This window comes from Kitasatospora sp. NPDC091257 (genome assembly GCF_044757675.1).
Lineage (GTDB): Bacteria > Actinomycetota > Actinomycetes > Streptomycetales > Streptomycetaceae > Kitasatospora > Kitasatospora lactacystinica.
Genome location: NZ_JBIVVI010000131.1, coordinates 1 through 11667 on the forward strand (window position 1 = coordinate 1; position 11667 = coordinate 11667).

At 73.0% G+C, this 11667-nt stretch carries 11 protein-coding genes and 1 pseudogene; 11 read left to right on the forward strand and 1 reads right to left on the reverse strand.

Going from position 1 to position 11667, the window contains the following annotated elements; all coding sequences use genetic code 11:
* The first annotated feature begins 2 nt into the window (after window positions 1-2).
* The 11 genes from ACIQOV_RS08965 (at window position 3) to ACIQOV_RS09015 (ending at window position 11118) form a co-directional block, all read left to right on the forward strand.
* The gene (locus ACIQOV_RS08965; RefSeq protein WP_401046553.1) at window positions 3-1763 is read left to right on the forward strand and encodes an ABC transporter transmembrane domain-containing protein; all 1761 of its coding nucleotides are present in this window, start codon (window positions 3-5) and stop codon (window positions 1761-1763) included.
* Window positions 1764-1806: 43 nt separating this feature from the next.
* Window positions 1807-3579 (forward strand): ABC transporter ATP-binding protein, encoded by a 1773-nt coding sequence (locus ACIQOV_RS08970; RefSeq protein WP_401046556.1) that lies wholly within the window; start codon window positions 1807-1809, stop codon window positions 3577-3579.
* Window positions 3580-3748: 169 nt separating this feature from the next.
* The gene (locus ACIQOV_RS08975; protein ID WP_359911650.1) at window positions 3749-3994 is read left to right on the forward strand and encodes a LapA family protein; all 246 of its coding nucleotides are present in this window, start codon (window positions 3749-3751) and stop codon (window positions 3992-3994) included.
* Window positions 3995-4041: 47 nt separating this feature from the next.
* Window positions 4042-4770, forward strand: a complete 729-nt coding sequence (locus tag ACIQOV_RS08980; RefSeq protein WP_401046568.1) for an amino acid ABC transporter ATP-binding protein — start codon at window positions 4042-4044, stop codon at window positions 4768-4770.
* A 99-nt stretch (window positions 4771-4869) separates the two neighbouring features.
* Window positions 4870-5751, forward strand: a complete 882-nt coding sequence (locus tag ACIQOV_RS08985) for a glutamate ABC transporter substrate-binding protein (protein ID WP_359911653.1) — start codon at window positions 4870-4872, stop codon at window positions 5749-5751.
* Window positions 5752-5763: 12 nt separating this feature from the next.
* Window positions 5764-6408, forward strand: coding sequence for an amino acid ABC transporter permease (locus ACIQOV_RS08990; RefSeq protein WP_359911656.1), 645 nt, complete (start codon window positions 5764-5766; stop codon window positions 6406-6408).
* A complete protein-coding gene (locus ACIQOV_RS08995) occupies window positions 6405-7274 on the forward strand; it encodes an amino acid ABC transporter permease (protein ID WP_401046561.1) in 870 nt (289 codons plus the stop codon). Before ACIQOV_RS08990 ends, ACIQOV_RS08995 begins: the two co-directional genes overlap by 4 nt.
* 174 nt (window positions 7275-7448) lie before the next feature.
* On the forward strand, window positions 7449-8354 hold the full coding sequence (locus ACIQOV_RS09000; RefSeq protein ID WP_359911662.1) for a LysR family transcriptional regulator: 906 nt from the start codon (window positions 7449-7451) through the stop codon (window positions 8352-8354).
* A 158-nt stretch (window positions 8355-8512) separates the two neighbouring features.
* Window positions 8513-9094, forward strand: a complete 582-nt coding sequence (locus ACIQOV_RS09005) for a cysteine dioxygenase (RefSeq protein WP_401046564.1) — start codon at window positions 8513-8515, stop codon at window positions 9092-9094.
* A 58-nt stretch (window positions 9095-9152) separates the two neighbouring features.
* Window positions 9153-10268, forward strand: coding sequence for a YeiH family protein (locus ACIQOV_RS09010; RefSeq protein ID WP_401046571.1), 1116 nt, complete (start codon window positions 9153-9155; stop codon window positions 10266-10268).
* A gap of 136 nt (window positions 10269-10404) precedes the next feature.
* Complete coding sequence (locus ACIQOV_RS09015) at window positions 10405-11118, forward strand: spermidine synthase (protein ID WP_401046566.1); 714 nt, start codon at window positions 10405-10407, stop codon at window positions 11116-11118.
* A gap of 281 nt (window positions 11119-11399) precedes the next feature.
* On the opposite strand, the pseudogene ACIQOV_RS09020 reads toward ACIQOV_RS09015, so the two are convergent.
* Window positions 11400-11667 (reverse strand): annotated as a pseudogene (locus ACIQOV_RS09020) (hypothetical protein); the annotation flags it as partial.

Sequence of the window (11667 nt, forward strand, 5' to 3'; positions counted from 1 at the left end):
CCCTGCCGCTGGCCGATCCCGGCAGTCCCGACCTCTCCTCACCCCCGGCCTTCCTGCGCTGGCTGCAGCGCCGCCAGCGGCGCGGGCAGGTGCTCGCCACCCTCTGGTCGCTGATCGAGCTGGGGTGCCGGGCCGCCCTGCCGATACCGCTCGGGTTCGGCGTGCAGGCCGCCGTGGACGGTGACGCCGGCGGGATCTGGCGGGCCGGCGGGATCCTGCTGCTGCTCGGCGCGGGTGCCGCGCTCGGCGCCGTGCTGGTGCACCGCCAGGCGGTCTGGAACTGGATCCACGCGGCCACCCACGTACGGCAGTTGGTGTCCCGGAAGGCCTCGCGCCTCGGGGCCGGGCTGTCCCGCCGGATCGCCACCGGAGAGGTCGTCGCGGTCGGCAGCGGGGACGTCGAGCGGATCGGCTGGTACGTCGAACTGGTCGCCCGGGTCCGGTCGGCGGTGATCGTCTGGCTGGCCGTCAGCGTGGCGGTGCTGCTGGTCGATCCGGTGCTCGGGGCCGGGGTACTGCTCGGCGTCCCGGTGCTGGCGGCCTCCGTCTGGCCGTTGATCGGGCCGTTCGAGCGGCGCTACGAGCAGCAGCGCAGCCTCGGCGGCAAGGCCACCGAGCTGGCGGCCGACACCGTCGCCGGGCTGCGGGTGCTGCGCGGCATCGGCGGCGAGGAGCTGTTCCTGGAGCGGTACCGGGCCGCCTCCCAGAAGGTCCGGGCCGCGGCCGTCCGCTCGGCCCGGATCCAGTCGCTGATGCAGGCTCAACAGGTCTTGCTGCCAGGCCTGTTCGTGGTCGGCGTCACCTGGTACGGCGCCCGGCTGGTGGCCTCCGGCGAGCTCGCCGTCGGCACCCTGATCGCGGTCTACGGCGCCACGGCCTTCCTGGCCGCCCCGCTGCGCATCCTGGGCGAGGCGGCGCACGCGTGGAGCGTGGCCCGGGTCTCCGCCGCGCGCACCGTCCGGGTGCTCTCGCTCGGCCGGACGGCCGGCACGGCGGAGGCCTCACTGGTCCGGCCGGACAAGGCCGACCTGCACGACCCGACGAGCGGGCTGACGGCGCGGGCCGGCGAGCTGACCGCGGTGGTCTGCGGGGACCCGGACTTCGCGGGGGCGCTGGCCGAGCGGCTCGGCGGCCACGTCCCGCCGGTCGAGGGCGAGCGGGCGCAGGCCCCGGTGCGGCTCGGCGGTACGGAGCTGGACGCGGTGCCGCTGGCCGAGGCCAGGGCGGCGGTGCTGGTCCACGACAAGGAACCGGTGCTGCTCTCCGGCACGCTGGCCGAGCTCTTCGACATCCCCTCCTCGGGGCGGGTCACGGCCGCCGCGGCCCTGGCGGCGGCCCGGTCGGAGGACGTGCTGACGGCCCTGGCGGAGGGCTCGCCGGAGTGCGGGGGAGACCCGATGCGCGCCCGGATCACCGAGCGCGGACGCTCGCTCTCCGGCGGGCAGCGCCAACGTCTCGCCCTGGCCCGCGCCCTGCTGGCGGACCCGCCGGTGCTGGTGCTGGACGAGCCCACCAGCGCGGTGGACGCCCACACCGAATCGAGGATCGCCTCCGGGCTGCGGGACACCCGGGCGGGCCGCACCACCGTGGTGTTCGCGACCAGCCCGCTGCTGCTCGACCGGGCGGACCGGGTGGTGCTGCTGCAGGAGGGCCGGGTCGTCGCGGCCGGGCCGCACCGCGAGCTGATGCGCACCGAGTCGGCCTACCGGGCCGTGGTCACCCGCGGCGAGGAGGCGGCCGCTCCGGTGGGTGAGGCCGTATGAGGAACATCGTCAACTTCCCTGCTACGCACGCGAGGAGCACGTCATGAAGCCTCCGTTCCAGGAGGAACAGGAGCCGGCCGCCACCCTGCCGGTCGGCTCCCCGGCCGCGGTGCGCGGATACCTGCTGCTGCTCGCGCGGCGGCACCGCGCCGGGTTCTCCGCGGTGGTGTCGCTGCACTCCGTGGCCACCGTGGCCGGGCTGGTCGGGCCCTGGGTGCTCGGGCGCCTGGTCGAGTCGCTGGCCACCGGGACCGTCGGGTCCACCATCGCGGTGGCGGTCGCCTGGTACCTGCTGGCACTCGTGGTGCAGGCGGCGTTCACCGGCTGGTCGCGGATGCGCGGCGCGGTGCTCGGCGAGCGGGTGCTGGCCGACCTGCGCGAGGACTTCCTGGTCCGCTCGGTGGCCCTGCCGACCGGGGTGCTGGAGCGGGCCGGTACCGGGGACCTGGTCTCCCGGGGCACCACCGACATCGACCGGCTGGACAAGTCGGTGCGCGAGGCGGTGCCCGAACTCGCCGTCGCCGTGGTGTCGTTGCTGCTGGTGCTCGGCGCGCTGCTGGTCACCTCGCCACTGCTCGCGCTGACCTCGCTGATCGGGCTTCCGCTGCTGCTGGTCAGCTCCCGCTGGTACTTCCGGCGCGCGCCGCAGTCCTACCGCAGCGAGTCGGCCGGGTACGCGGCGGTGAGCAACGTGCTGGCCGAGACGGTGGACGCCGGGCGGACGGTGGAGGCGCTGCGGCTGGGGGACCAGCGGGTCCGGCTGACCGACCGCAAGCTGCGCGAGTGGCTGGCCTGGGAGCGGTACACCCTGTGGCTGCGCTCGGTCTGGTTCCCGACCATCGACGCGGTCTACACCTTGGCGGTGCTCGCCACCATGCTGTTCGGCGGGCTGTTCACCGTCCAAGGCTGGATCACCGTGGGCCAGTTGACCACCGGCGTGCTCTACGCGCAGATGCTGACCGGCCCGGTGGACATGATCCTGCGCTGGTACGACGAGCTCCAGATCGGCCAGGCCTCGCTGGCCCGGCTGGTCGGCGTGCGCGAGGTGCCCGAGCACGAGGGGGACGAGTCCGTCCTGCCGGACGGCCGTCGGGTCGAGGCGAAGGACGTCCGGTTCGGGTACCGCGAGGGCGCCGACGTCCTGCACGGGATCAGCCTGGACGTCCCCCCGGGCAGCCGGGTCGCGCTGGTCGGGCCGTCCGGCGCGGGCAAGTCCACCCTCGGCCGGCTGCTGGCCGGGATCTACGCCCCCGGCCGCGGCAGCGTGACCCTCGGCGGGGCGGCGCTGGCGCGGATGCCGGCCGAGCGGGTGCGCGCGGAGGTCGCCCTGGTGAACCAGGAGCACCACGTCTTCGTCGGCACCCTGCGGCACAACCTGCGGCTGGCCGCGCCCGGGGCGGACGACACCGAGCTGCGGGCCGCGCTGGACGCCGTGGACGCCGGGGCCTGGGTGGACGCCCTGCCGGACGCCCTGGACACCGAGGTCGGCTCCGGCGGCACCTCACTGACCCCGCCGCAGGCCCAGCAGCTGGCGCTGGCCCGGCTGGTGCTGGCCGATCCGCACACCCTGGTGCTGGACGAGGCCACCTCCCTGCTGGACCCGCGGGCCGCCCGTCACCTGGAGCGCTCGCTCTCCCGGGTGCTGGAGGGGCGGACGGTCATCGCCATCGCCCACCGGCTGCACACCGCGCACGACGCGGACGTGATCGCGGTGGTCGAGGGCGGGCGGATCAGCGAGTACGGCAGCCACCCGGAGCTGGTCGCGGCGGGCGGTCCGTACGCGGCGCTCTGGCGGTCCTGGCGGGACGAGCGGTAGCGGGTTCCGGTCCGGCCGGCGGCCGGACCGGAGTCGGGCCGGACTGGACCGGAGCGGACCGGGGCGGACTCAAACCCGTACGGGGCCTGATTGCCCCGTACGGGTTACTCCCTGGCCCGGAAGAGCGCGTAACCGGGCAAATCGGCCGCCCGGCCCGCAGACTGCTCCGGTGACCAAGATTTCAGACGGACCATCCCGTTCCCCGCGCGGTGAGATCGGCGGCATCCCCACGCGCTACATCGGGATCGGCGTCATCGTCGTCCTCGCCGTGTGGTTCCTGTTCGCCAACCTCGACAGGGTCCAGATCCAGTTCTGGGTCTTCACCGTCACCGCGCCGCTCTGGATCGCGCTGCTGGCCACGCTCATCGCGGGCGTCGCGCTGGGCTGGCTGCTGAAGGGACGGCGCAACAGGTGACCGCAGCCCCCGGGCCGGCGCCGGCCGGCGCCTCGGCCTTCACCCCGCTGATCGAGATGCGCGGGGTCAACAAGCACTTCGGGGACCTGCACGTCCTGCAGGACATCGAGCTGACGGTCGGCCGCGGCGAGGTGGTCGTGGTCATCGGCCCGTCCGGCTCCGGCAAGTCGACCCTCTGCCGGGCGATCAACCGGCTGGAGCCGATCGAGGACGGCACCATCCTGATCGACGGCCGCCCGCTGCCCGAGGAGGGCAAGGGCCTGGCCAGGCTGCGCGCCGAGGTCGGCATGGTGTTCCAGTCCTTCAACCTGTTCGCGCACAAGACCGTGCTGCAGAACGTCTCGCTCGCGCAGATCAAGGTCCGCAGCCGGCCCAGGGCCGAGGCGGACGCCAAGTCCCGCGCGCTGCTGGAGCGGGTGGGCCTCGCCGACCAGGCCGCCAAGTACCCGGCGCAGCTCTCCGGAGGGCAGCAGCAGCGGGTCGCGATCGCCCGCGCGCTGGCCATGGACCCGAAGGCCCTGCTGTTCGACGAGCCCACCTCGGCGCTCGACCCCGAGATGATCAACGAGGTGCTGGACGTCATGCGCCAGCTCGCGAGCGAGGGCATGACGATGATCGTGGTCACCCACGAGATGGGCTTCGCCCGGGCCTCCGCGAACCGGGTGGTGTTCATGGCCGACGGCCGGATCGTCGAGGACCGCGCCCCGGAGGACTTCTTCAGCGCCCCTGAGAGCGATCGCGCCCGGGACTTCCTGTCCAAGATCCTGAAGCACTGAGGCGGCGCCGTGAACCGTGAGACGACGCCCGGGGCTCGACCCGCGGGGAGGCCGGTCGCGCGGCCCGGGGTGCGGCCCGCCGCACGGGCGGGCCGGCGCTTGCTCGCCGTCGCCCTGCTGCTCGCCGCGCTGGCGGCCGGCTGCGGCAAGCCCGGGACCCCGCCGCCCAAGGGCCCGCAGCCCAGCGCCCTGCCCAGCTACCAGGTGCAGGACGCCTCCGCGATCACCGGCTCGCCGACCCTGGACGCCGCCCGCAGCCGGGGCCACCTGGTGGTCGGCGCCAAGGAGGACCAGCCGTACCTGGGCCAGAAGAACCCGGCCACCGGCGAGTACTCCGGCTTCGACATCGAGATCGCCAAGATGGTCGGCGCCTCGCTGGGCTTCCCGCCGGACCGGATCCAGTTCAAGACCATCGCCTCGGCCAACCGCGAGACCGCCCTGCAGAACGGCCAGGTGGACTACTACGTCGGCACCTACACCATCAACGACAACCGGAAGAAGCTGGTCGGCTTCGCCGGCCCGTACTTCATCGCCGGGCAGTCGCTGCTGGTGCGCAAGAACAACGACACCATCCACGGCCCGGAGGACCTGGACGGCAAGAAGGTCTGCTCGGCGGCCGGATCGACGCCGTACCAGCGGATCCAGTCGAAGTACCCGAAGGCAGAGCTGATCGGCTACGACACCTATTCGGCCTGCGTGGACAACCTGATCACCAACCAGGTCGACGCGGTGACCACGGACAACGCGATCCTGCTCGGGTACGCGGCCAAGGTGCCGGACGAGCTCAAGGTGGTCGGCCCGCTGTTCTCGACCGAGCCGTACGGGATCGGGGTGCCGAAGGAGGACACCGTGCTGCGCGGCGCGATCAACGACGCGCTGGAGCACCACATCCAGAACGGCGACTGGCAGAGGGCCTTCGAGGCGACCCTCGGCCTCTCCGGGGAGCCGGCGCCCACCCCGCCGCAGATCGACCGGTACTGAGAGGGCCGCGCCGTGAAAACGCTGATCGACAACTGGTCGACCTACTGGGAGGGGTTCCTCGGCACGCTCTCGCTGTTCGCGGTGAGTGCCGTGCTGTCGCTGGTGCTGGGCGTGCTGATCGCGGGCTTCCGGGTCTCGCCGGTCAAGCCGCTGCGGGTGTTCGGGACGGTGTGGGTGACCTTGCTGCGCAACACGCCGCTGACGCTGCTGTTCTTCATCGTGGTGCTGGGCCTGCCCCGGTTCAACATCACCCTGCCCTTCTACACCTTCGCGGTGCTCGCGCTGGGCTGCTACACCTCGGCCTTCGTCTGCGAGTCGATGCGCTCGGGCATCAACACGGTGCCGACCGGGCAGGGCGAGGCGGCCCGCAGCCTGGGCATGAGCTTCGGGCAGACGATGAGCCTGGTGGTGCTGCCGCAGGCGTACCGCTCGGTGGTGGCGCCGCTCGGCAGTGTGATGATCGCGCTGGCCAAGAACACGGCGATCGCCGGCTCGTTCAGCGTCACCGAGCTGCTGGGCACCTACCGGACCATCAACGAGCTGGGCTACAGCATCGTCTGGACCTTCGTCTGGATCGCCGTCGGATACCTGATCATCACCCTGGCCATCAGCGCCGTCTTCAACCTGCTGGAACGACGAGTGGCGGTGTCCCGATGACCGTTGAATCCTCGGCGCTGTACGACATCCCCGGCCCGAAGGCGCTCGCCCGGCACCGGCTGTACGGCGGGATCGCGCTGCTGCTGATCGCGGCGCTGATCGGCTGGGTGATCTACATGCTGTTCCACACCCACCAGTTCACGTACGCCAAGTGGCAGCCGTTCGAGTACCGGGGCGTGCAGGAACTGCTGCTGCGCGGGCTCGGAAACACCCTCAAGGCCTTCGGCTGGACGGTGCTGTTCGCGCTGCCCTTCGGCGCGCTGTTCGCGGCCGGGCGGCTCTCCGACCACCGGGTGGTGCGCTGGCTCTCCACGCTGGTGGTGGAGTTCTTCCGGGCCATGCCGGTGCTGGTGATGATCTTCTTCGTCTTCGTCGCGCTCAAGGTGCAGCCGCTCTGGGCGCTGGTGACCGGGCTGGTGCTCTACAACGGCTCGGTGCTGGCCGAGGTGTTCCGGGCCGGCGTGCTCGCCGTGCCCAAGGGCCAGCGGGAGGCGGCGTACGCACTGGGCATGCGCAAGACCCAGGTGATGTCGTACGTCCTGGTGCCGCAGGCCAACCGGGCGATGCTGCCGGCCATCATCAGCCAGCTGGTGGTCGCGCTCAAGGACACCTCGCTGGGCTTCCTGATCACCTACGAGGAGTTCCTGCACGCGGGCAAGCTGATCGCCACCAACCTGGACTACGACCTGCCGTTCATCCCGGTGGTGATGGTGATCGCACCGATCTACATCGGCATGTGTCTGCTGCTCTCCTGGCTCGCCCGCTTCGTGGAACGGCGCAGCCGGCGAAGCCCGGGCGTGCGCGGCGGGGCACCGGTGGTCAAGGCCGAGGTGGCGATGGGGCTGCCGCCGTCGGCGCAGCAGTGAGAAGCCTGGTTCGGGGCTGAACCATAGGTACGGGTGGGGTTGGGGTCGATACCTCCAAATTCCTCTTATGATTCTCGGGCGTCCGTGCGAGGCCCGGGCGCGGTCCGAGCACGGTCCGGGCGGGGCCGGAGCGGGGCTGTCGAGAGCGGATGGGCGGGAGGGGTCATGGAGCCGGTGTTCGATTCGCGGCACATCAGGACGTTCCACGAGGTCGTCCGGGCCGGTTCCTACTCGGCCGCCGCCCGCGAGCTCGGCTACACCCAGCCCGCCATCACCCAGCAGATGAAGGCGCTCGAACGCACCGTCGGCGTTCCGCTCTTCACCCGGGCCGGGCGCGGACTGCGGCTCACCGAGGCCGGCGAGGCGCTCTCCCGGCACGCCGAGCTGATCCTCGACAGCATGTCCGCCGCCCAGCAGCAGCTCGCCGCCCTCGCCCGGCTGCGCGCCGGACGGGTGCGGGTCTGCGCCTTCCCCAGCGCCAACGCCACCCTGATACCCGAGGCGATGGCCCGGCTGCTGGCCGAGCACCCCGGCGTGCGGGTCGAACTGCTGGAGGCCGAGCCGCCGGACTCCGTCCAGCGGCTGCTGCGCGGGGAGTGCGACATCGCGCTGGCCTTCCGTTACCCCGGTGTGGCCACCGAGGTGCCGGAGGGCGTGGACGAGATCCCGCTGATGGAGGACCTGCTCACGGTGCTGCTGCCGGTCGGGCACCCGCTCGGCCGCCGGCACGCCGTACGGCTGGCCGACCTCGGCGGCGAACGCTGGATCGCCGGCTGTCCGCGCTGCCGGGCCAACCTGCTGCACGTCTGCGCGGAGGAGGGGTTCGCGCCGGACATCGTGTTCTCCACCGACGACAACCTCGCGGTGCAGTCGCTCGTCGCCGCCGGGGTCGGGATCGCGCTGATGCCGGCGCTGGTGCTCTCCTTCATGTGCCACCGCAAGGTCACCGGGCGGGCCGTCGAACCGCACCTGCGGCGGCAGGTGAGCGCGTACGTGCTGCGCGAGCACCGCCGGATCCCGGCCACCGGGCTGGTGCTGGACCACCTGCGGCAGGCGGCGGCGAGTCGGGTCGGGTGCTGAGCGCCGACCCGGATGACGACTCCCGGCGGCGAGCGGCAGCAGGAGGGCGGCAGCAGGTAACGGGCGAGCGGCTGCCTGCTGACATATAAGCGTTGGTGGGTAGGTTCCTTACAAACCCTCCTTGGACGTGATAGGTCGCCAGGGTCGAACCTGCTGGGATGACTCCCTCAGCCACGGTCGGCAGCGGCCGACTCACCGAGCGGATGACCGCGCTGATCAGTGAGATCCGCGCCGTCGTGGACCGCGGACTCCCGCCGGAGCTCACCGCCTACCTGGTCGGCGAGCGACTTGCCCCGCACCTGCACGCCGACCCGGACGGTCCCGACGCGCTGCTCGCCCCCGCCCACCGCGAGGGCGACCCGCAGCGCTACCGCCAGCACGTCCTGCACGCCGAGGAGGACGGCAGCTTCTCCGTCGTCGCCCTGGTCTGGCTGCCCGGGCAGCAGACCCCGATCCACGACCACGTCTCCTGGTGCGTGGCCGGCGTCCACCAGGGGCAGGAGAGCGAGACCCGCTACCGGCTGGTCTCCGGCGGCCCCACCGCCCGGCTGGTCGAGACCGAGCACGTGGCCGGCCCGGCCGGTACCGTCGCCGCCTTCGCCCCGCCCGGCGACATCCACCTGGTGCGCAACTCCTGTAGCAGCACGGCGATCTCCATCCACGTCTACGGTGCGGACGTCTCCCGGCTCGGTACCAGCATCCGGCGGGTCTACCGGATGCCCGCCGACGGGCAGCAGTGATCCCGGCGTGGCACTGACCCTCCGGCACCGCGCCGCCCGTACCCGCTCGTTGCCCCCGATGCGCGGGGACGCCCCCGGGCTGCTGCTCGCCGCCCTCGGGGTGGCCGCCGCGCTGGGCGTCCACGCGCTGGTGCCGGCCGTGCCCAAGCTCACCGCCGCCGTCGTGCTCGGCATGGTGGCGGCCCACCTGCCCGGGGTGCGCCCGGTGGTCCGCGGGATCGCCCGGCCGGGGCTGTCCACGGCCGGGAAGCGGCTGATGCGGCTCGGGATCGTGCTGCTCGGGCTCAAGCTCAGCCTGGACGACGTGCTCGGCCTCGGCTGGGCCACCGTGGCCATGGTGCTGGCCGTCGTCGCGGCCACCTTCGCGGGCACGCTCTGGCTGGGCCGGCGGCTCGGCCTGCCCGGCGACCAGCCGCTGCTGGTCGCCACCGGGTACTCGATCTGCGGGGCCTCGGCGATCGGCGCGGTCAGCCAGGCGGCGGGCAGCGAGGAGGAGGACGTCGCGGCCTCGGTGGCGCTGGTCACCCTGTGCGGGACGCTGGCGATCGCCGTGCTCCCGCTGCTCCAGCATCCGCTCGGGCTCGACGAGCTGGAGTTCGGGCGCTGGGTCGGGGCGAGCGTGCACGACGTCGGGCAGGTGGTCGCCACCGCGCAGACCAGCGGGGCCGGGGCGCTGCGGGAGGCGGTGCTGGTCAAGCTGATGCGCGTGGTGCTGCTGGCGCCGCTGGTCGCGGGGGTGGCCGTCATGGTGCGGCGGAACCTGCGGGCGGCGCGGGCGGCGCGGGTGGCTTCGGTGAAGGTCGCGGCGGGGGTTTCGACCGGGGCTTCGGCGGCGGTGACGTCGGTGGCGGGGGCTCCGGCGGAGGGCGAGGTGGGCGGGAAGACGGGCGAGAAGTCGGTGAAGACCGACAACCGCCCGCCGATCGTGCCGCTGTTCGTGGCGGGGTTCCTCGCGATGATCGTCCTGCGGACCACCGGGGTGCTGCCCGAGCGGGCGCTCGGCCTGGCCTCGGAGGCCCAGGAACTGCTGCTGGCCGCCGCGTTGTTCGGTCTCGGCAGTGCGGTGCACCTACCGACCATGGCCCGCACCGGCGGGCGGATCGCACTGCTCGGGCTCGGATCCTGGGTGGTCGTCGCGGGAGTCTCGTACGCGGGGGTGCTGGTCACGACCTGACGGACCCGGGTGCGGACTCGGCTATTGTCGGGCGCAAGCCCACCCGGCCCGCCGGTACCAGGGCGGTGGTGCGGCCGAGTTCACCCGAGTTCACCCGAGTTCACCCGAGTTCACCCGAGTCCGCCAAGGAGGACGGATGACCACAGCACTGCCCGAACGCGACGGCCGCGAGGCCGTCGTCACGCTCGACCGGCGGGAGGGCCCGTACGGTGAGGTGGTGCTCCGGCAACGCGGTCGGGACTTCGAGATCATCGCCAACGGCTGCTTCCTGATGGACACCGCCGACGGGCGCTCGGAGCGGCTGCTGATCCAGACGGCGCTGGACGAGCTGGACCGTACGGCCGGTGGCCCGGTCGAGCGGCCGTCGGTGCTGATCGGGGGCCTCGGGGTCGGATTCTCGCTGGCGTACGCGGCGGCCGAGCCGCGCTGGGGGCGGATCGCCATCGTGGAGCGGGAGTCCGCGATCATCGACTGGCACCGCACCGGCCCGCTCGGCGCCTTCTCGGGCGGTGCACTGGACGACGAGCGGGTCGAGGTTCTCCACACCGACCTGCTGGAGTACCTCGCGGCGGCGGACGGCGAGCGCTACGACGCGCTGTGCCTCGACATCGACAACGGGCCGGACTGGACCGTCACCGAGTCCAACGACGGGCTGTACGGCGCGGACGGGCTGACGGTGCTGTGGCACCGGTTGCGGCCCGGCGGGGTGCTGGCCGTGTGGAGTGCGCAGCCTTCGCGGGCCTTCGAGGACGCGCTGCGGGCGGTGGGTTTCTCGGACGTGGTGACGCACGAGGTCCCGGTCGCCCGGGGGGTGCCGGACGTGGTGCACGTGGCCCGGCGGGCGGGCTGAGCGCCGAAGCCGGTCCGGCCGGGGCGGAGCAGGTACGCCCGGAGCGTGGGTGAACCCGTGGGCGGTGTGCGGCGGTTGGCGGCGGAGCGGATCGCGGCCGACCTCCGACGGCGCTCGCGGCAGGGGAGTTGGCGCCGGGGGAGAGGGGCCGGAAGCGGGTAACGGATGACAGCTGACAGGTAACAGATTTCAGATTTCGTTCGCTGAAATCTGAAATCTGTCGACTGTCGGCCGTCATCCGTTCGCCGTGTCACCGCGCGGCGGCTCGCCGCGCCTCCGGCTCAGCCGAACGGGCGGTTCTCCGGCTCGGCGCCGGCCGCGGCTACCGGCTTCGGTTCGTCCGTCGGCAGGGCCGGGATGCCCTCCATGGAGAAGGGGTTGAAGTCCGGCGGCGGGACCATCACCGGCGTGCCCTTGCGCGGACCTGCCTCCTCCGCGTCCCCGGGCTGCTCCGATCCCTGTGCCGCCGCTTCCCCTGCGACGGGCGGGGCCTGGGCCGGGACGACGGGCGGGGTCGAGGGCGGCGGCGGGACGGCGGGGCCCTGCGAG